We start from the raw sequence: 19,206 nt of genomic DNA on the forward strand, positions 1-19,206 counted from the left end.
CGGAGGGTTCTGGCCTGTCGCAGTGCTAGACTCGGGCCTGGTCGACTTATCTCGACATCGAGACATTTTCTGCCTCGCGTCCCTAGACACCAACCAAAGGACAGTACGTGGATCTGTACGAGTACCAGGCACGAGACATCTTCGAGGAATACGGAGTGCCGGTGCTTGCCGGCATCGTTGCCGACACCCCGGAAGAGGCGCGCGCCGCCGCTGAGAAGATTGGCGGCGTTGTTGTCGTCAAGGCTCAGGTGAAGGTGGGCGGCCGTGGGAAGGCCGGCGGCGTGAAGGTCGCCAAGAACGCCGATGAGGCGTACGCAGCTGCCGAGGCAATCCTCGGGCTGGACATCAAGGGCCACGTGGTCAAGCGCGTGATGGTCGCCGCTGGCGCCGACATTGCGCAGGAGTTCTACTTCTCCGTGCTGCTCGACCGCGCGAACCGCTCCTACCTCTCCCTCTGCTCCGTTGAGGGCGGCATGGAGATCGAGGTGCTCGCTGTGGAGAAGCCCGAGGCGCTCGCGCGCATCGAGGTCAACCCGCTGACGGGCATTGACGCGGCGAAGGCCGAGGAGATCGCGCGTGCCGCGAAGTTCCCCGAGGAGCTCGTCGCGAAGGTCGCGGCGGTCTTCGAGAAGCTATACCAGGTGTACGTCGGCGAGGACGCGACGCTCGTCGAGGTCAACCCGCTCGTGCTCACGGGCGCCGGTGACATCATCGCGCTCGACGGGAAGGTCTCGCTGGACGAGAACGCTGAGTTCCGTCAGCCGAAGCACGATGCGCTCGCCGACAAGGGCGCCGAGGATCCGCTCGAGGCGAAGGCCAAGGCGCAGGATCTCAACTACGTGAAGCTCGACGGCGAGGTCGGCGTGATCGGCAACGGCGCTGGGCTCGTGATGTCGACGCTCGACGTCGTCGCATACGCCGGCGAGAACCACGGCGGCGTGAAGCCCGCGAACTTCCTCGACATCGGTGGCGGCGCTTCCGCCGAGGTCATGGCGGCCGGCCTCGACGTGATCCTCGGGGATCCGCAGGTCAAGTCCGTGTTCGTGAACGTGTTCGGCGGCATCACGGCCTGCGACGCGGTGGCCAACGGCATCGTTGGTGCGCTCGCGAAGCTCGGCGACGCGGCGAACAAGCCGCTCGTGGTGCGCCTCGACGGCAACAACGTCGAGGAGGGGCGCCGGATCCTGAACGAGGCGGCGCACCCGCTCGTCACCCAGGCCGCGACGATGGACGAGGGCGCCGACAAGGCGGCCGAACTCGCCAACGCTCGATAACCCGACGCCGAGACTCACGGAAAGAAGCAACAGAATGTCGATCTTCCTGAACAAGGATTCCAAGGTCATCGTCCAGGGCATCACGGGCGGCGAGGGCACGAAGCACACGGCGCGCATGCTCGCGGCCGGCACTCAGGTCGTCGGTGGCGTGAACGCGCGCAAGGCCGGCACCACGGTGTCGCACGTCGACGCGGCTGGCGCAACGGTCGAGCTGCCCGTCTTCGCGACGGTCGCCGAGGCGATGGCCGCGACCGGCGCAGACGTGTCGGTCGCGTTCGTGCCCCCGGCCTTCACGAAGGACGCGGCGATCGAGGCGATTGACGCCGGCATTGGCCTGCTCGTCATCATCACCGAGGGCGTGCCCGTCAAGGACTCTGCCGAGCTCTGGGCGCACGCGAAGGCGACGGGCGGCAAGACCCGCATCATCGGTCCGAACTGCCCCGGCATCATCACGCCGGGCGAGGCGCTCGCTGGCATCACTCCCGCCACGATCACCGGCAAGGGCCCGATCGGCCTCGTGTCGAAGTCGGGCACGCTCACCTACCAGATGATGTACGAGCTGCGCGATCTCGGGTTCTCGACCGCGATCGGGATCGGCGGCGACCCCGTCATCGGCACGACGCACATCGATGCGCTCGAGGCGTTCGAGAACGATCCCGAGACGAAGGCCATCGTCATGATCGGTGAGATCGGTGGCGACGCTGAGGAGCGCGCGGCCGAGTTCATCAAGGCGAACGTGACGAAGCCGGTCGTCGGCTACGTCGCGGGCTTCACCGCGCCCGAGGGGAAGACGATGGGCCACGCCGGCGCGATCGTCTCCGGCTCGGCCGGCACCGCTCAGGCGAAGAAGGAGGCCCTCGAGGCCGCTGGCGTGAAGGTGGGCAAGACGCCCACCGAGACCGCCGAGCTGCTGCGCGAGGCGTTCGCCGCGCTGTAGCCCGGGGCCCCTGGCTCCCGAGCCCCCTGGCTCCCGAGCCCCCTGGCTCCTGGGGCTCCCGGCGCTCCCGGCGCTCCCGGGGCTCCCGGGGCTCCTCGAATCGGGGTCACTCAGGCAAGGTGTCGCGTCACCGCGGCACACAACACCCTGCCTGAGTGACCCCGATTCGTGTGTGCGGGCGGGTGTCACGCGACGCAATCCAGCCGCGGCCCTGCGAGGTGGTGCGCGATACTGAGTGAGGCTCCGAGACGCGGTGGCCACCGGACAACTGGACGTTCAAGGAGCGCACACGCCATGACTCAGCCGCAGGGAGCACACCTCGTTGGCAGCATCAACTTCGATGACGCCGAGACCACGATGCGCACGGCGGCCGCCGAGCTGGGTGGCCACCTGAAGCGGATCCCCGACGGCGAGGTGGGGGAGCGCTTCCACTGGATCGTGTTCCAGGCGGACCGGCTGGGCCAGACCCCGGGGATCGAGCGGGTGGGGGACACCCCGATCCTGCTCCGCACGCTCGACGCGCGCCCCGTGCAGCTCGCCGAGGGGGTGCGTGCCGCCGAACTGGAGCTCGCCCCGCTCGGCTACGCGGAGGCGGCGCTCGCCTCCTACGCCGTGTTCTCGCGGCTGCAGGCGGAGGGCGTGATCCCCGAATCGACCCGATTCCAGGTGTCGCTGCCGACCCCGCTCGGCGTGGTGGGCAGCTTCGTGCACCCCGCCAACCGCGCCGAGTTCGAGCCCGTCTACGAGGCGGCCCTCGCCGCGGAGCTCGCCGAGATCCTCGCCGCGATCCCGCACGAGCGCCTCGCGATCCAGTGGGACGCGGCGCTCGAATTCGCGATCCTGGAGGGCGTGAGCACCCGCGGCATTCCGCACGAGTGGTTCGGCGACGTGTGGCAGGAGACGTCCTCGCGCCTCGCCCGCCAGATCGACCGGGTCCCCGCCGACGTCGAGGTTGGCGTGCACCTCTGCTACGGCGACGTCGCCGAGCAGCACTTCGTCGAGCCGGGCGACGCAGCCAATCTCGTGCGCTTCGCGAACCTGGTGCGTGAGCAGACGGCGCGGGATCTCAGCTGGCTGCACCTTCCCGTGCCGATCGAGCGCGACGACGCCGCCTACTTCGCGCCGCTCGCTGAGCTCGCGCTCGCCGCCGAGACCGAGCTGTACCTCGGGCTCGTGCACCGCGAGGACGGTGCCGAGGGGGCGGAGCGCCGGATCGCTGCCGCGAGGGAGCACGTCGCCCGCGACTTCGGGGTCGCAACGGAGTGCGGTTTCGGTCGCGCGCCGGAAGGGACGACGGTGCCGCTCTTCGCGGCGCACCGCGCGGTCGCAGCGGCCTGGGCGTAGCGGGCGGCGGCCACGCTCGGCTGGGCCCCCACGAGCCCACCCCGCCTCATCCGAGGAACGGCAGCCCGAGGTTGAGGCTCTGCGCGGCCCCGCGCGCGATCAGGACCCCGAGAATGCACAGCACCCACGACGTGGTCTCCGAACCGGTGCGCTGAAACCACGCGGTGAGGCGCTCGAGCGGGCCAGCGACGAGCGGCGCCGCGATCACTCGCGCGGCGAGGAGCACGAGCGCTGGCAGGATCATCATCAGGCAGTACCCGGCGAGGTACCCGATGCGCACCGGCATGGTGAGCGGCGCGTCCGCGAGCATGGTCATCCCGACGAGGTACGGCAGCATGCCGGCGAGCTCGATGACGCCCGCGGCGATCGCGACCGCCATCACGGCGCCGCCGCCCGCGCGATCGTCGAGCACCCGCGCGCGCCAGCGCAGGATCCTGCCGCCCTCGGGCAGCGGGGTGCCGGCCTTCGCGAGCCGCGCGCGGCGGGAGTCGGCCGCCCACACGAGCAGGCCGGCGGCGAAAAGCCCGCCGCCGACGAACAGCACGAGCCACTGGCCCGGGCGGCTCGCGAGGAAGCCGCTCGCCGCGTCGATGATGTTCACGAGTCCGAGCATGAAGAGCACCCCGACCGCGAGGTAGAACGCGGTGATGGTGCCGAGGTAGGTGAGGATGCGGCTGGCGCGGAGGCGGCCGGGGGCGACCAGGAAGAAGAGCGGGATGAGGAGGGTGCCGACGCTGAGCCCGTCGACGAGGGCGAGCACGGCGAGGGCGCCGGGGAGGGGAACGGTGTCCAGAATGTCCATGTGTCGAGCGTGCTCCCCGCGACGCGTGCGCGCATCGGCGTGAGGGATGAGCGGCTCTCATCCTTTGGCCTGAGGCGCGCCGCCCAGCGAACTGCTTGGATGGAGGCATGACGGTGGAGGGCACGGGTGAGGGAACCGGCGAGGGCACAGCCGGCACGAGCGGAAGCGAGCAGCGGCCACCGTTCGCGCCCTGGCGAGTCGCGCTGGTCTACGTGGCGATCGCGGTCGCGCTCGCCGCGATCGGGCTGGGCGGGCTGTGGGCTGATCTCTCGGTGCTGCCGGAGCCGCCGTCCCGGTGGTGGACGCTCGCCACCGCGGTGCCCGCCGCCGGCGTGGTGCTGCTGAAGGGGCGCGCACCCTGGTGGGGGTGTGGCATCGCGATCCTGATCGCGGCGGTCGACCTGGCCACGGTCGGCGGTCTCGTGCCGATGCTCGTGGTGCTGGAACTGCTGCACACCGGGATCGTGTCGCTCGGCGCGCCGCAGCGGCGACGGGTGCTGCGCGGGATCGTCGCCGCGGCGGTCGCGGGCGCGGGCGCGGCGCTGATTCTCACCGGCGACCCGAGAGCCACGGTGCTCGTCGGCCTGCAGCTGGGCGCGCTCCTCGGGATGACGTACTGGTACGCGAACTCGGTGGCGCAGTCCGCGGAGCTCGTCGAGCTGTACCGGGAGCGCGCGGCGGATCTTGGGCGGCTCGCGGAGCTCGACAGGGATCGCGCGGTGCGCGCCGAGCGCGACCGTGTTGCGCGCGAGCTGCACGACGTGGTGGCCGGGCACATCGCGGCCGTGGCGATTCGCAGTGAGGCGGCGCTGAGCGCTGGCGGGGCTGCCGTGCCGGGGACCCCGGACGCCGATCGTGCCGCGCTCCGCGCCGTGCGCGACTCGAGCCTCGCCGCGCACGCGGCGCTCCGCGACCTGATCGGGGTGCTGCGCAGCGATGCCGACCGGGCCGCCGGCGCTGCTCAGCGCAACGATGCCGCCCGGGCCGTCCGGGGTGCGCTCGGGCGCGCGTCGCTGCCGGGGCTCTGTGCCGAGGCGGAGCGATCCGGCCTGCAAGTGACGATGAGCGATTCGGGCGCTGGCGCGTTGGCGCCAGCGGCCGAGCTCGTACTGGGGCAGGTGGTGCGCGAGACGCTCGCGAACGCCGCGCGGCACTCCGCCGGCGGCACGGTCGGCGTGCGCGTGGACGCCGCGACCGGCCCGGAGCGGCAGCCTGGCGTGCGGGTGGAGGTCGTGACCCGCGGCGGAGCCCCGCTCGCCCACCCTGAGCTGCGCGGCAGCCGCATGGGCCTCCGCATGCTCGACGAGCGTGTGCGCGCGTGCGGCGGCGAGTTTTCCGCCGGACCCGGCGCATCTGGCTGGGAAGTGATCGCCTGGCTGCCGACCGCCGGGCCCCCGAGCGCCCGGCCACCGCTGGCTGAGGAAGGGAACGCCGATGACGACAGGTGACGCCGCCGCCCCGCGCGTGCTCATCGCCGACGACCACGCGATGATCCGCGAGGGCCTGCGCATGATCCTCGAGCGGCAAGGCATCGACGTGGTGGGAGAGGCGGCCGACGGGGCCGTCGCGATCAGCAACGCGCGTGCGCTCCGCCCCGACGTCGTGCTCATGGACCTCCGGATGCCGGGCACCGACGGGATCACGGCGACCAGGGAGATCGTTGCGGACGGCACGGCTTCGGTGCTGGCGCTCACGAGCTTCGACGAGGACGAGCTGGTGTTCGACGCGATCCGCGCCGGAGCCGCCGGGTTCCTCCTGAAGACGGTCGAGGCCGTGCCGCTCGCCGAGTCGGTGCGCCGCATCGCCGCGGGGGAGGGGGTGCTGGATCCCCGCGTCACGCGCCGAGCACTCGCCGCACTTGCTGGCAGCGCGCCGGCCGCTGACGACCCCGGATCCGCGGGCACCGAGCGCCCCGGGAGCGCACTGCTCGACGCGTTGACGGAGCGGGAGCGCCAGGTGCTCGCCTGCGTCGCCGAGGGATGGTCGAACGCGCGCATCGGTGCCGCGCTCGGCATCTCGCTGCCGACGGTGAAGACGCACGTGTCGAGCATCCTCGTGAAGCTCGGCGCCGAGAGTCGCACGCACGCGGTCGCGCTACTGCGCTCGGTCGGGGGCGACGTGCCGCCTCGCGTAGAATAGGGGGGTTGCGCCGACGGGGAACCGCGTCGGCACCGCCGTGAAAGGACCGCCGTGACCAGTCGCCTCCTCCGTTCGATCGCCCTGTCCGCGACCGCAACCGCCGCCCTCGCTCTCGGGCTCGCCGGGTGCGCCGCCCAGCCGGCAGGCTCAGGCACGGCCGGCTCCGATGCCGCCGCCGGCGAGACGATTCGCATGGGCACGCAGCCGTGGCTCGGCTACGGCCAGTGGTACGTCGCTGAGGACCAGGGGTTCTTCGACGAGCGCGGGGTGGACGTCGCGCTCTCGAGCTTCAACGCCGACGCCGACGTGAATGCCGCGCTCGCGGCGCAGCGCCTCGACATGGCGAACGTCGGCGCGCAGGCCGCGCTCCAGTTCATCGAGCAGGGCCTCGACGTCTCGATCGTGCTGATGCTCGACTCGGCCACCGAGGCCGACGCGATCCTCGCGGGCGATGGGGTCGCCGAGGTCACCGACCTCGCGGGGAAGAAGGTGGCGTTCGAGCGCGGCGCGACGAGCGAGATCCTCCTCGCCGAGGCGCTCGACGAGGCCGGCCTCAGCTTTGACGATGTGACCGTTGTGGAGGCGTCGGCCGACAAGGTGGCGCCCATGCTGCTCGCGGGCCGCGTGGACGCCGGCGTCACCTACGAGCCGTACGTCAGCGAGGCGCTCGGCGCTGAGCAGGGGATCTCCGCGGTCGCGACGGCGGGTGAATTCCCCGGGCTCATTACCGACGTGCTCGTGGTGCGCAACGAGGTGCTCGACGCGCGCCCGGACGAGGTGCGCGAGGTGCTCGCGTCGTGGGACGACGCGGTGAGCTACACCGCGGAGCACACGGACGAGGCGCGCGCGATCATCGCGGCGGGCGTCGGCTCCGACGTGAGCGAGCTGGAGACCGCCTTCGACGGTGTGCACTACTACTCGCTCGCCGAGAACCGCGAGCTGCTCACGGGCAGCTACGTCGCCGAGACGCTTCCCGCGCTCGTGACCGTCGCCGAGCGCATCGGGCTGCTGGGGACACCCGTCGATGCGAAGAGCGCGATCCGCGCAGAGTTCCTCGGCGAGTAGCGCGTCGCGTGAGCACCGGATCCGGATCGATGCAGCGCCGCCAGCGGCGGAGGCTGCGCATCGGGGCGCGCCTCGCGCGGCCCGCGTACCTCGCGACCGCCGTGGCGACGTTCGTCGCGCTCATCGCCGTGTGGTGGCTGGTGAGCGCGCTCGGTCTCGTCGACCCGATGTTCCTGCCTGGGCCCGGCGCGGTGCTCGGCGCGCTCGCCGAGCAGGCGGCGAGCGGCGAGCTGTGGGCCGACATCGGGGTGAGCGCCTTCCGCATCCTCGTCGGGTTCACGCTCGCGACCGTGATGGCCGTGCCCATCGGCACCCTGATGGGGGTGAACGCCCGCGTCGAGGCGGCGCTCGAGCCGCTCATGGACTTCATCCGGTATATGCCGGTGGTGGCATTCGTTCCGCTCACGATCGTGTGGGCCGGCATTGACGAGGGCCAGAAGTTTCTCATCATCTGGATGGGCACCTTCTTCCAGCAGGTGCTGATGGTCGCCGACGCCGTGCGGCGCACCCCGAAGACCCTCGTCAGCTTGGGGGAGACACTGGGGCTCAGTTGGGCGCAGCTGCTTACCCGGATCGTGGTCCCGTCCGCGATGCCGCGCATCTGGGACGCGCTCCGCATCACGCTCGGCTGGGCGTGGACCTGGCTCGTGGTCGCCGAGCTCGTCGCCGCCTCGAGCGGCATGGGCTTCCGCATCACGGTCGCGCAGCGATTCTTCGAGACCGAGCTCATCATCGGCTACGTGTTCGTGCTCGGCGTGCTCGGCCTGATCCTCGACCAGCTGATGCGCGCCGCCGGGCGCCGCATGTTCGCCTACCAGGAGGGTCGCGCATGAGCGCCGCACCGCAGCAGCCGCGCATGAGCGCCGCACCGCAGGAGCCGCGCATCCGTGTGGCCGGCCTCACGAAGCACTTCGGCGCGGTCACCGCGCTCGACGGCGTCGACCTCACCGTCGCCGACAACGAGTTCGTGTCGATCGTCGGCGCGTCCGGCTGCGGCAAGTCGACGCTGCTCTCGCTCATCGCCGGGCTCGAGGACCCGAGCTCGGGCACGATCGAGGCCGCAGGCGTGCCGATCACCGGCCCGGGGCGCGATCGCGGGGTCGTGTTCCAGCAGGCCACGCTCATGCCGTGGCTCACGGTGCAGGAGAACGTGGAGTTCGCGCTGCGCGGTGAGCCGGGGCTCTCCCGCGCCGCCCGTTCGGCACGCGCGCGCGAGTTCCTCGGCCTCGTCGGCCTCGCGGGCTTCGAGGGGGCGCACCCGGCGCAGCTCTCCGGCGGGATGCAGCAGCGCGCGGCGCTCGCGCGCTCGCTGAGCTACGGGCCGGACATTCTGCTCATGGACGAGCCGTTCGGCGCGCTCGACGCGCTCACCCGCCGCACCATGCAGGAGCTGCTGCTCGAGGTCTGGGAACAGCACAAGCTCACGGTGCTGCTCGTCACGCACGACATCGACGAGGCGGTCGTGACGAGCGACCGCGTCGTGGTGATGAGCCCGCGGCCCGGCCGCGTGCAGCGCATCGTCGACGTGCCGATCCCGCGCCCGCGCACGCTGGCGTCCGAGCGGACGCCCGAGTTCCGGGCGCTGAGCGACGAGATCCTCGCGCTCATCCACGGCGCGGAGCCGGGGACGCGGAGCCGAGCAGAGTAAGCTTTCGCCAATGAGATCCATGGTGACAGCGGTGATCGCGGCGATCGAGGCGGCGGCTGCCGCGGCGCTCGGCCTGACCATCGCGGTGGTGCCAGCGCTCGTGCTGTGGGCCGTCACCTTCGAGCTCGCCGCCGAGCCGAGCGCCGTGTTCGCCGGCGGGGCGGCCGTGTGGGCGCTCGGGAACCTCGCGCCGCTGAGCGTCACGCTCACGCCGGAGCTGGCGCTCGGCTTTGGCCTGCCCGCTGAGGCGCTCACCGTGGTGGTGAGCCTCGCGCCGCTCGGGCTGACGCTCCTCACTGTGCTTCTCGCGGCGCGCGCCGGGTGGCGGCTCGGGGCGCGCGGCGGCGTCGGCGGTGCCGGGGTGCTCGGCGGCGCCCTGGGCTACTGTGCAGCCGCGTGCGTCGTCGCCGTGTTCATCGCGCAGCTGCTCGTGTGGCCGCCGGCGCTCGTCGGCCTCGTCGCCGGGCTCGTCTACGGCGTGCCGGCCGGCCTCGGCTACCTCGTGCGCGCCGCCCGCGACGAGCACCCCTGGTGGCGGAGCACGGTGCGCGCGCTGCAGCGCGGCCTCGAACAGCTCGGCGCCCCCGGCGTTGCGGCGCTCCCGGCGCGCGCGGCCGATGCACTGCGCCTCACGGTCGGCGCCCTCGCCGGGCTCGTCGGGCTGAGCGGCGTCGCGCTCGCCGGTGCCCTGTTCGCCGGGTACGGCGAGATCACGGCGCTCACGCAGCACCTGCAGCTGGACCCGCTCGGCTCGCTGCTGCTGTTCGGGGTGCAGCTCGCGCTGCTGCCCGTCGCACTGCTGTGGGGGCTCTCCTGGCTCACCGGTGCCGGCTTCGCGGTGGGCTCCGGCACGTCGGTCACCCCCTTCGAGACGCTGCTCGGGCCGCTGCCCGCGCTGCCGCTGTTCGGCGCGATCCCGCAGGGGTGGGGCGCGCTCGGCGCGCTCGCGCCCGCCCTCGTCGTGCTCGCGGGGATCGGGATCGCGGTGCTGCTCGGGCGGCGAGCGGAGGCGCGCCGCGCGTCGTGGCTGGTCGCGCTGTCGACGGCCGCCGTCGCCGCGGTGCTCGCGGGGCTCGTGGTTGCCGGGCTTGCGGCGCTCGCGACCGGCGCGATCGGCCCGGATCGGCTCGCTGAGGCCGGCCCGGCGCCCTGGCTCGCGGGCGGCCTCGCCGCGGCGGAGCTCGGCGCCGGTCTGCTACTCGGCACCGCGGCGGCCCGGATCGACGCGGCGCGCGTGCGCGAGCTGATCCCCGAGGGGCTCGCCGAGAGCATTCCCGTGGCCTGGGGCGCGGACCGCGCTGGCCGTGCGGGTGACACGGACCGCGCTGACCACACGGACCGCGCAGACCGCGCTGCGGCCGAGGGAGCTGGCTGGCTGGCGGGGGAGCGTGATGCAGAGTTCGGCGCACCCGACGATCAGGAGACCCGGCCGCTCGAGCCGCTCGAGCAGCTCGAGCCGCTCGCCGAGGTGACCGAGCTGCCGCTGCCGACGGACCGGGACGCGGACGGCGAGCTGCTGGATCCGGAGCTGCTGGATCCGGAGCTGCTGGATCCGGAGCTGCTGGATCCCGAGCTGCCGGAGCCGGAGCCGGAGCCGGTGGCGCCGGAGCCCACCGAGCCCGAGCCCGCCGAGCCGGCGCCGATCGGTGAGCTCTACGACCAGGAGTCGGTGCCCGATCGGGATTCCCCGGACCGTGATGCGCCCGCCGCCCCGGAAGCCTCCGAAGTCCCCTCAGACCCGGAAGCCCCCGACGCCGCCGCCGAGGAGGCCGCGCTCGCCGCCTACGCGTGGGACGAGAACGCGACCGGCGAGGTCGCCCCGCAGGAGACTGGGCGGCGCCCCGGCTGGCGTCTGCGGGGTCCCGGGCGCTAGGGTAGAGGCGCAATCCACGGGAGTCCCGACGCGCGGGGCTGAGAGGGAGCACGCGAGCTCCGACCGTTCAACCTGATCTGGTTCATACCAGCGGAGGAAGGAACTCTTCGATGACGCCTGCACACTCTCGGACCTCGACCCGGATCGGCGCGCGCGCCGGTCTCGTCGGTCTCACCGCCCTGCTCGGCCTGGGCCTGGCCGGCTGCGCCCCCGCAGCCACGGACGCTGACGCCGGTACCTCTGACGCCGGGGCCTCCGGCGGCGCCGAATCGCGGGCCGTCACGCTCGCGGTCCACTCCTCGTTCCCGAACGACGAGTTCGCAGCGGCGGCGAGCGAGGCGACCGGCTACGACGTCTCGGTGGTCTCCGCGGGTGATGGCGGTGAACTCACGAACAAGCTCGTGCTCACGAAGGGCGCGCCGATCGCCGACGCGTTCTTCGGGGTCGACACGATCTTCGCGTCGCGCCTCGTGACGAACGACGTGGTGGAGCCGTACCGGCCTGCCGGCGTCTCCGAGGCGTTCACGTCCCTCGCGATCGGCGCGGACGGGGGCGCGGTGACCGGCGACGCCGACTTCGCGCTGACCCCCATCGATCAGGGCGCGACGTGCGTCAACATCGATCCGGCCTGGTTTGCGGAGCGCGAGCTCGCGGAGCCGAAGAGTTACGAGGACCTCGCGAAGCCCGCGTACCGCGACCAGACCGTGCTCCTCGATCCGACGGCCTCGTCGACGGGCGCGTCGTTCCTCGTCGGCACGGTCGCGAAGTTCGGTGAGGACGGCTTCGCCGACTACTGGCAGCGCCTCGTCGATAACGGCGCCCGCGTTGAGCAGGGCTGGAGCGACGCATACAACGGCCAGTTCACGCAGGGCGGCGGCGAGGGCACGAAGCCGATCGTGGTGTCGTACGGCTCGTCGCCGGCGTTCACCATGACCGAGGACGGCTCGGCCACCACGACGAAGGCCCTGCTCGACACCTGCTCGAACCAGGTCGAGTACGCCGGCGTGCTCGCCGGGGCGGCGAACCCCGCGGGTGCGCGCGCGGTGCTCGACTACCTCGCCTCGGGCGAATTCCAGGCGACGATCCCGGACAGCATGTACATGTACCCGATCGACACCGAGGTGAGCCTGCCCGCGTCCTGGGCGGAGTTCGCCCCGATCCCGAGCGAGGAGCAGTTGCACGACCTGCCGAGCGCCGAGATCGAGCGTGGCCGCGAGGGCTGGCTGAAGACGCTGAGCGAGCAGATCGGGCTCTAGCGTGCGCGGGCCGGCACGCCGAGGCGGGGCGGAGCATCGGGTGAGCTGGCTCGGCGGCACTGCAGCCGGGGGTCGCCGCAGCATCGCAGCCGGGAGTCTCGGCAGCATCGCCGCCTGGGGTCTCGCCGTGGCGGTGCCGCTCGCCTTCCTCACGCTCTTCTTCCTGTGGCCGGTGCTCGCGCTCGTGACCACCGGCCTCACCACCGACGGGCGCATCGACCTCGGGGGCGTGTCCGAGGTGTTCGGCGAGGCGCGCACCTGGCGCGTGATCGGGCAGACGCTCACGCAGGCGAGCCTCGCGACGCTCGTCTCGATCGCGCTTGGCGTGCCGGCAGCGTTCGTGCTCTACAAGCTCAGATTTCCCGGCCGCACCGTTGTGCAGGGCCTCATGACGGTGCCGTTCGTGCTGCCGACGGTGGTGGTCGGCGGTGCGTTCTCCGCCCTGCTCGGCCCCGGCGGTCCGCTCGAGAGCTGGGGGCTGGAGCGCAGCCTCGCCTCGATCGTCGCGGCGCTCGCCTTCTTCAACGTCACCGTCGTGGCCCGCACGGTCGGTTCGTTCTGGGCGCGGCTCGACGAGCGCGGCGTGCAGGCCGCGCGCGTGCTCGGCGCGACGCGGGCGCGCGCGTTCTGCACGGTCACGGTGCCCGCGCTCGCGCCGGCGCTCGCTTCGGCCGCCGCGCTCGTGTTCCTGTTCTGCTCGACGTCGTTCGGCATCGTGCTGATCCTCGGCGGCCGGGAGTTCGCGAACGTCGAGACCGAGATCTACCGCCTCACGGTGCAGTTCCTCGACCTGCGGAGCGCCGCAGTGCTGTCGCTCGCGCAGTTCCTGCTCGTCGGCATCGTGCTCACCGTGTCGGCGCGGCTCCGGCGCTCGGGGGAGCGCGCGGTCGAACTCGCGGCCGAGCTGCCAGGGAATCGGCGCGGCGAGCGCCGGCCGAAGCTGCGCGACCTCCCGGTCATCGCGGTGGTCGCGGTGACGCTCGCCCTGCTGCACGCCGCGCCGATCCTCACCCTCGTGCTGCGCTCGCTGCGCACCGCGGACGGGCAGTGGAGCCTCGCAAACTACGCGGCGCTCGTGCAGCCGCCGCCCGGCTTCCCCGTCGCGGGATCGGTGCTCACCGCAATCGGCCGTTCGAGCCGCACGGCCCTGATCGCGGCCCTCATCGCCATGGTGCTCGGGGTGCTCATCGCGCTTGTGCTGTCACGGCGGCCGCAGCGGCCCATGCTGCAGCGCGGGCAGCACTTCTTCGACGCGTTCGTGATGCTCCCGCTCGGGGTGTCGGCGGTGACGCTCGGCTTCGGCCTCCTCCTCACGATGCACCGGCCGCTCGGGATCGGGCTCGACCTGCGCACCTCGGCCGCGCTCATCCCGATCGCGCAGGCGCTCGTCGCGCTCCCGCTCGTGGTGCGCGTGCTCGTGCCGGTGCTGCGCGGGATCGACCCCGGCCTCCGCTTTGCCGCGCAGGCGCTCGGAGCCCGCCCGTCCGTCGTGCTCGGCACCATCGACCTGCCCCTGCTCGGACGCTCGGCCGGACTCGCACTCGGCTTCGCGTTTGCCGCGTCACTCGGCGAGTTCGGGGCGACCTCCTTCCTGGTGCGGCCGGGGGAGCAGACGCTGCCCGTGCTCGTCGCCGAACTCATCGGTCATCAGGCCCCCGGGGCATACGGTGCGGGACTCGCGGGCGCGGTTACACTCGGAATGCTGACTGCCGCCGCTATGCTGATCGCCGAGCGGCTGCGCGCAGACCGCGGTGCTCGGGCACCAGGCGGCGCCGCCGCTGGTTGGGCAGCTGTATAGGGGAGTTTGCGCTTGGGCATGGACGCACTAGACGCGATTGTGATCGATGGACGCTCGGGATCGGGCAAAACCTCGCTCGCGGATCTGCTGATCCGTCGATTTGCGGGTGTGGGACGCGACGCACAGGTGCTGCGCGTCGAGGACCTGTATCCGGGCTGGGATGGGCTCGACGCAGGCTCCGCCGCCGTGGCCAGCGCGCTCGAGACGGGGAGCTACCGGCGCTACGACTGGACGGCCGGGCACTTCGGGGAGACGGTGCGCATCGATCCCGCGCTGCCCCTCATCGTTGAGGGCTGTGGGGCTGTCACGAGCGAGAACCTGCGCGCGCTCACCGACTGGGTGCGCCGCGTGGATCCCGCGCTCCCCGATCCAGCGCCGCTGGATCGGGCGCCAGCTGCGCCGCGGATCTGGTCGGTGTGGCTGGAACTGCCGGCGGAGGAGCGGCGCCTGCGCGCGCTCGAGCGCGATGGCGCGACCTTCGCCCCGCACTGGCAGCGCTGGGCTGATCAGGAGGACACGCACTACGCCGCGCACACACCCTGGGAACTGGTGGACGAGGTGCTGCGCGGCTGACGCACCGCCAGTCGCTGCCGGGCGGGTAGACTGGGTGAGTGCTGAAACTCGCAGTATTGATCTCCGGTAGCGGGAGCAACCTGAAAGCGCTCATCGACGCCGCGGCAGATCCGGCGTTCCCGGCCGAGATCGTCTGCGTCGGCTCCGACACCGACGCGCCCGGCCTGGCGCACGCGACGGCTGCGGGGATCCCCACGTTCGTCGTCCGCCCGCGCGACTACGACGACCGCGAAGAGTGGGGGCAGGTCCTCGCCGCTGCGATCCAGGAGCACGGTGTCGGCACGGGCCCGAACCCCGGGCTCGTGGTGTCCGCCGGGCTCATGCGGATCCTTCCCGCCGGCTTCGTGCGCTGGTTCTCCCCGCACCTCATCAACACCCATCCCGCGCTGCTGCCGAGCTTCCCCGGTGCGCACGCCGTGCGTGACGCGCTCGCGGCCGGCGCGACGGAAACCGGTGTCACCGTGCACGTGATCGACGAGGGCGTCGACACCGGGCCGGTGCTCCGCCAGATCTCGGTTCCGGTGCGCGAAGGCGACACCGAGGACGAGCTGCACGAACGCATCAAGCGCGAGGAGCGCCCGCTGCTCGTCGCCACCGTGCGCGAGATCGCCGAGGGCTCGCTCTCGCTCGCCGCCGCCGTCGAGCGGCCGAGTCCCGGACGCTGAGTTCCGGGCGCTGCGTCTCGCATCCTTCCCAGTTCCACACCTCGCACCACACCCCTAGCACCGCCCCCAACCAAGGAGCCTGATGGCAGTCCAGAGCCACGACCCCAGCCTGTACGAGCACCGCGACCAGATTCCGGTGCGCCGGGCACTCATCTCGGTGAGCGACAAGACCCGGCTGCTCGATCTCGCCGCAGCGCTCGCCGAGGCGGGGGTCGAGATCGTGTCGACCGGCTCCACCGCCGAGACGATTCGCGAGGCCGGCCACGCGGTCACCGACGTCGCCGAGGTGACCGGCTTCGCCGAGGCACTCGATGGGCGCGTGAAGACCCTCCACCCCGCGGTGCACTCGGGGCTGCTGGCCGATCTGCGCCTCGCGGACCACCGCGCGCAGCTCGAGCAGCTCGGCTACGCGCCGTTCGAGCTCGTCGTGGTGAACCTGTACCCGTTCGAGGAGACGGTCGCCTCCGGCAAGCCGGCCGCTGACGTGATCGAGAACGTCGACATCGGCGGCCCCGCGATGGTGCGCGCCACGGCGAAGAACCACGCGAACGCGGCGATCGTTGTCTCGCCCGGCCGCTACGACGAGGTGATCGCCGCGGTGGCCGCTGGCGGCACGACGCTCGAGCTGCGACGCTCGCTGGCCACCGAGGCGTTCGTGCACACGGCGCAGTACGACGCCGCCGTGGCGAACTGGTTCCTCGACCAGGAGGACCTCGAGTGGGGCGATGCCCCGGCTCCCGAGCTCCCCGCGGCGGGCGACGAGATCGACAGCATCTTCGAGGCGACCGACGGCTACGTCGGCTACGAGGTGTTCGGGCTCCGCGAGGCGGTGCTGCGCTACGGCGAGAACAGCCACCAGCGCGCCGCGCTCTTCACCGAGAACGAGGGCGCGGGGATCGCGCAGGCGTCGCAGCTGCACGGCAAGGAGATGTCGTACAACAACTACGTCGACGCCGACGCTGCGCTGCGCGCCGCGTTCGATCACGAGCGGCCCGCCGTCGCCATCATCAAGCACGCGAACCCCTGTGGGATCGCTGTCGCGCCCGAGGGTGCGGCCGACCCGATCGCCGCGGCGCACGAGCTCGCGCACGCGTGCGACCCGGTCTCGGCGTTCGGCGGCGTCATCGCGGCGAACCGTACGGTCACGAAGGCGATGGCCGAGACCGTCGCCGGAATTTTCACCGAGGTGGTCGTCGCGCCCGGCTTCGAGCCGGAGGCGCTCGCGATCCTCAGCCAGAAGAAGAACATCCGCCTCCTGGTGCTCCCCGAGGACTTCACCCCGAACCCCGTCGAGCTGCGCCAGGTGTCGGGCGGCTTCCTGCTGCAGGACGCCGACCGGAGCTTCGCCCCAGCGGCCGAGTGGACCCTCGCAACGGGCACCCCGGTGGACGCGGCAACGCTCGCCGAGCTCGAGTTCGCGTGGCGCGCGAGTCGCGCGGTGAAGTCGAACGGGATCATCCTCACCGCTGGCGGCGCCTCTGTCGGTGTCGGCATGGGCCAGGTCAACCGGGTGGACTCCTGCCGCCTCGCGGTGGAGCGCGCGGGGGAGCGGGCTGCCGGCGCGGTGGCCGCCTCTGACGCGTTCTTCCCGTTCGCAGACGGGCTGCAGGTGCTGCTCGACGCAGGCGTCACCGCGGTCGTCCAGCCCGGCGGCTCGGTGCGCGACGCCGAGGTCATCGCCGCGGCTGAGGCCGCTGGCGTGACCATGTACTTCACGGGCGAGCGCCACTTCTTCCACTAATCGTTCGCGCGGGCGCACCCGCGACCGCGCACACCCGAAAACACCGAGCCCCGTGCTGGGGAGAACGGAATTCAAGATGGAAATTGTCAAGGGAATCCTTGTGGTGCTGCACCTCGTCGGCTTCGGCGCGGTCTTCGGCAGCACGCTCGCGCAGCTGTCCATGGTGAAGGAGGCTCGCGCCCGCATCACGCCCGGCATTCTTCACGGCGCCACGCTGCTGTTCGCAACGGGGCTGCTGCTCGTCGCCTCGATCTACATGCTCGGCGGCACGCCGAACAATATGAAGATCGGTGTGAAGACGCTCGTGCTCATCGTGCTCATCGTCGTGATCCTCATGAACCGCAAGAAGGAGAACGTCTCGGCCGGCGTGCTCGGCGCCATCGCCGGCCTGTCGCTCGTCAACGTCGCGCTGGCGGTGCTCTGGCACTAGGCCGGCGCGGCAGCGTCACGCACGGGCAGACGCGCAGAAGTACAAACAGGCAGGGCGCGGGATCACTGATCCCGCGCCCTGCCTGTTTGCGCGTCTGCCTGTCGGCCCTGCTGCCGTGCCCTACTTCGCAGCGCGGGGGAGCGATCCGATCTGCTTGCCCGACTCATCGAACACCACGAGCGAGTTCCCGTCGAGCTTCGCGGAGTGCCCCTGCGACAGCCACGTGTCGACGCCCTCGCAGAACATCATGGTGGAGACCATCACGCCGAGGTCGATGGTGCCGTCCTTCTCGGTGTAGCTCCCACCGAGCACGTTGCAGCCGTCGTTCCCGCCGTAGTCGCCGCCGGCTTCGCCATCCTTCGGGGTGAAGGTGAGTGAGGGGCGTCCCTGCGTATCCGGCTCACCCCAGGCCCCGGCCACCGACGCGGCGGTGGAGGAGCACGCGGCGAGCAGGAGCGTGGCCGTCGCTACGGCGAGCAACGCGCCGCTGCGGATGAGCTGAGTCTTCATGCGGCAAGTGTATGTCACGCCGGGCACATCTCTCTCGACTTCGGGGCAGCTTTGCAGCGAGCCTGTCCCATTAGCGCCAGCGTGTGCCCCAGTTGTGTGATTCGCCTGCGGGGGCGATGGTTTGTGGGATGTGTGCTGGGTTGTCGTCGCGGAGTGCGGTGGGGAGGAACGCTGCTGGGGCGTTTTGGTACGCGACGGGGCGCATGAAGCGGGTGATTGCTGCGGTGCCGACCGAGGTGCTTGCGTCGTTGGTGGTTGCTGGCCAGGGGCCGCCGTGTTGCTGGGCTGGGGTGACGGCGACGCCGGTGGACCAGCCGTTGAAGAGCACGCGGCCGACCTGCTGGCTGAGTGCGTTCACGAGTGCGTGGAGCTCGGCCGCGTTCGCGGTGTTGCCTGTGGCTTCTTCGGTGCTGAGGTGAAGGGTGCCGGTGAGGTTTCCCTCGAAGAACTCGGGCATGATCGCTGCGAGGTTGGTGCCTTCGGGGACCTCGACGATGATCGAGAGGGGGCCGAAGGCTTCTTCAGCGAGGGCTTCGGCGCTGGTCCGGAAGCTGTCGAGGGAGACGGTGACGATGGTGGGGGTGGCCCAGCCGTGGCCGTCGTCGTCGAAGCGGATGCCGCCGGGGAGGACGGGGGTGACGCCTGCGGAGTTCAGGATCTGGGTGCGGCGTTCGTCGAAGCTGCGTGCGATGCGGGGGTCGAGGAGGCGGTGTTCGGGGAAGTCGCTTGCCGCGGCCTGGATCGCGTTGGGGAGGGCGGAGCCTGCGGGGGCGAACACGAACCCTGGTTTGGTGCAGAGCTGGCCGGCGGAGCCGGAGACGCTGGTGAGGAAGCCTGCGGCGATGTCGTCTGCGCGTTCCGTGATCGCGTCGGCGGTGACGAAGACGGGGTTCACGGAGCCGAGTTCGCCGAAGAACGGGATGGGTGCTGGGCGGCTTGCGGCGATGTCGGCGAGGAGACGGCCGACGGCGATGGAGCCGGTGAAGGCGCCGGCCTTGATGCGTGGGTCTGTGAGGACTGCGACGCCGGCTTCGCGGCCGTGGATGAGTTGGAAGGTGCCCTCGGGCATGCCGGCGGCTGTGAGTGCGTCGGTGGCGACGGCTGCGGTGGCGTCGGAGAGTTCGGGGTGGCCTGAGTGTGCTTTCACGATG

Annotated in this window: 18 protein-coding genes and 1 riboswitch; of the genes, 15 read left to right on the plus strand and 3 right to left on the minus strand. The window is 71.8% G+C overall.

All coding sequences use genetic code 11. The features are described from left to right. Window positions 1-107: 107 nt before the first annotated feature. The 3 genes from sucC (at window position 108) to EGM46_RS05390 (ending at window position 3,555) form a co-directional block, all read left to right on the plus strand. Window positions 108-1,274 (plus strand): ADP-forming succinate--CoA ligase subunit beta, encoded by a 1,167-nt coding sequence (sucC, locus tag EGM46_RS05375; protein ID WP_125099134.1) that lies wholly within the window; start codon window positions 108-110, stop codon window positions 1,272-1,274. Between the two features lie 34 nt (window positions 1,275-1,308). Beyond that, window positions 1,309-2,211: a succinate--CoA ligase subunit alpha gene (sucD, locus tag EGM46_RS05380; RefSeq protein WP_125099135.1), complete on the plus strand. Its 903-nt coding sequence runs from the start codon at window positions 1,309-1,311 to the stop codon at window positions 2,209-2,211. 294 nt (window positions 2,212-2,505) lie between these two features. After that, on the plus strand, window positions 2,506-3,555 hold the full coding sequence (locus EGM46_RS05390; RefSeq protein ID WP_125099137.1) for a hypothetical protein: 1,050 nt from the start codon (window positions 2,506-2,508) through the stop codon (window positions 3,553-3,555). A 46-nt stretch (window positions 3,556-3,601) separates the two neighbouring features. Here EGM46_RS05390 and EGM46_RS05395 read toward each other — a convergent pair whose 3' ends face one another. Continuing rightward, entirely contained in the window at window positions 3,602-4,357 is a 756-nt protein-coding gene (locus tag EGM46_RS05395; protein ID WP_125099138.1) for a GAP family protein, read from the minus strand. Between the two features lie 107 nt (window positions 4,358-4,464). Here EGM46_RS05395 and EGM46_RS05400 point away from each other — a divergent pair, with 107 nt between their 5' ends. The 12 genes from EGM46_RS05400 to EGM46_RS05455 all read left to right on the plus strand — a co-directional run bounded on the left by EGM46_RS05400 (window position 4,465) and on the right by EGM46_RS05455 (window position 17,545). Further along, a complete protein-coding gene (locus EGM46_RS05400; protein WP_125099139.1) occupies window positions 4,465-5,805 on the plus strand; it encodes a sensor histidine kinase in 1,341 nt (446 codons plus the stop codon). Beyond that, on the plus strand, window positions 5,792-6,496 hold the full coding sequence (locus tag EGM46_RS05405; RefSeq protein ID WP_125099140.1) for a response regulator transcription factor: 705 nt from the start codon (window positions 5,792-5,794) through the stop codon (window positions 6,494-6,496). Before EGM46_RS05400 ends, EGM46_RS05405 begins: the two co-directional genes overlap by 14 nt. A 51-nt stretch (window positions 6,497-6,547) precedes the next feature. Further along, the gene (locus tag EGM46_RS05410; RefSeq protein ID WP_125099141.1) at window positions 6,548-7,561 is read left to right on the plus strand and encodes an ABC transporter substrate-binding protein; all 1,014 of its coding nucleotides are present in this window, start codon (window positions 6,548-6,550) and stop codon (window positions 7,559-7,561) included. Between the two features lie 8 nt (window positions 7,562-7,569). After that, window positions 7,570-8,394, plus strand: coding sequence for an ABC transporter permease (locus EGM46_RS05415; protein ID WP_241156198.1), 825 nt, complete (start codon window positions 7,570-7,572; stop codon window positions 8,392-8,394). Next, window positions 8,391-9,209, plus strand: coding sequence for an ABC transporter ATP-binding protein (locus EGM46_RS05420; RefSeq protein ID WP_241156199.1), 819 nt, complete (start codon window positions 8,391-8,393; stop codon window positions 9,207-9,209). The genes EGM46_RS05415 and EGM46_RS05420 overlap by 4 nt, the downstream gene beginning before the upstream one ends. A 10-nt stretch (window positions 9,210-9,219) precedes the next feature. Then, the gene (locus tag EGM46_RS14690; protein WP_164512817.1) at window positions 9,220-11,082 is read left to right on the plus strand and encodes a cell division protein PerM; all 1,863 of its coding nucleotides are present in this window, start codon (window positions 9,220-9,222) and stop codon (window positions 11,080-11,082) included. Window positions 11,083-11,088: 6 nt separating this feature from the next. Next, a riboswitch (TPP riboswitch) is annotated at window positions 11,089-11,198 on the plus strand. Beyond that, entirely contained in the window at window positions 11,193-12,338 is a 1,146-nt protein-coding gene (locus EGM46_RS05430; protein ID WP_125099142.1) for a thiamine ABC transporter substrate-binding protein, read from the plus strand. (Overlaps the previous riboswitch by 6 nt.) A 40-nt stretch (window positions 12,339-12,378) precedes the next feature. Continuing rightward, entirely contained in the window at window positions 12,379-14,136 is a 1,758-nt protein-coding gene (locus EGM46_RS05435; protein ID WP_241156200.1) for an ABC transporter permease, read from the plus strand. Window positions 14,137-14,154: 18 nt separating this feature from the next. Next, a complete protein-coding gene (locus tag EGM46_RS05440) occupies window positions 14,155-14,709 on the plus strand; it encodes a hypothetical protein (RefSeq protein WP_125099143.1) in 555 nt (184 codons plus the stop codon). A gap of 38 nt (window positions 14,710-14,747) precedes the next feature. After that, entirely contained in the window at window positions 14,748-15,374 is a 627-nt protein-coding gene (gene purN / locus EGM46_RS05445) for a phosphoribosylglycinamide formyltransferase (RefSeq protein ID WP_125099144.1), read from the plus strand. An 82-nt stretch (window positions 15,375-15,456) separates the two neighbouring features. Next, window positions 15,457-17,115: a bifunctional phosphoribosylaminoimidazolecarboxamide formyltransferase/IMP cyclohydrolase gene (purH, locus tag EGM46_RS05450; protein WP_125099145.1), complete on the plus strand. Its 1,659-nt coding sequence runs from the start codon at window positions 15,457-15,459 to the stop codon at window positions 17,113-17,115. A gap of 76 nt (window positions 17,116-17,191) precedes the next feature. Continuing rightward, window positions 17,192-17,545 (plus strand): hypothetical protein, encoded by a 354-nt coding sequence (locus tag EGM46_RS05455; RefSeq protein ID WP_125099146.1) that lies wholly within the window; start codon window positions 17,192-17,194, stop codon window positions 17,543-17,545. Window positions 17,546-17,665: 120 nt separating this feature from the next. On the opposite strand, the gene EGM46_RS05460 is transcribed toward EGM46_RS05455, so the two are convergent. Beyond that, a complete protein-coding gene (locus tag EGM46_RS05460; protein WP_125099147.1) occupies window positions 17,666-18,055 on the minus strand; it encodes an META domain-containing protein in 390 nt (129 codons plus the stop codon). A gap of 70 nt (window positions 18,056-18,125) precedes the next feature. Beyond that, a partial coding sequence (locus tag EGM46_RS05465) for an aldehyde dehydrogenase family protein (protein ID WP_125099148.1) occupies window positions 18,126-19,206 on the minus strand: 1,081 nt, incomplete at its 5' end.

Source organism: Leucobacter chromiireducens, from assembly GCF_003917135.1.
GTDB classification, from domain to species: Bacteria; Actinomycetota; Actinomycetes; order Actinomycetales; family Microbacteriaceae; genus Leucobacter; species Leucobacter chromiireducens_A.

Coding starts and splice junctions, on each gene's coding strand:
- sucD (WP_125099135.1), top strand. CDS start 1,309: ATGTCGATCTTCCTGAACAAGGATTCCAAGGTCATCGTCCAGGGCATC.
- EGM46_RS05390 (WP_125099137.1), top strand. CDS start 2,506: ATGACTCAGCCGCAGGGAGCACACCTCGTTGGCAGCATCAACTTCGAT.
- EGM46_RS05395 (WP_125099138.1), bottom strand. CDS start 4,357: ATGGACATTCTGGACACCGTTCCCCTCCCCGGCGCCCTCGCCGTGCTC.
- EGM46_RS05400 (WP_125099139.1), top strand. CDS start 4,465: ATGACGGTGGAGGGCACGGGTGAGGGAACCGGCGAGGGCACAGCCGGC.
- EGM46_RS05405 (WP_125099140.1), top strand. CDS start 5,792: ATGACGACAGGTGACGCCGCCGCCCCGCGCGTGCTCATCGCCGACGAC.
- EGM46_RS05420 (WP_241156199.1), top strand. CDS start 8,391: ATGAGCGCCGCACCGCAGCAGCCGCGCATGAGCGCCGCACCGCAGGAG.
- EGM46_RS14690 (WP_164512817.1), top strand. CDS start 9,220: ATGAGATCCATGGTGACAGCGGTGATCGCGGCGATCGAGGCGGCGGCT.
- EGM46_RS05430 (WP_125099142.1), top strand. CDS start 11,193: ATGACGCCTGCACACTCTCGGACCTCGACCCGGATCGGCGCGCGCGCC.
- EGM46_RS05440 (WP_125099143.1), top strand. CDS start 14,155: ATGGACGCACTAGACGCGATTGTGATCGATGGACGCTCGGGATCGGGC.
- purH (WP_125099145.1), top strand. CDS start 15,457: ATGGCAGTCCAGAGCCACGACCCCAGCCTGTACGAGCACCGCGACCAG.
- EGM46_RS05455 (WP_125099146.1), top strand. CDS start 17,192: ATGGAAATTGTCAAGGGAATCCTTGTGGTGCTGCACCTCGTCGGCTTC.
- EGM46_RS05460 (WP_125099147.1), bottom strand. CDS start 18,055: ATGAAGACTCAGCTCATCCGCAGCGGCGCGTTGCTCGCCGTAGCGACG.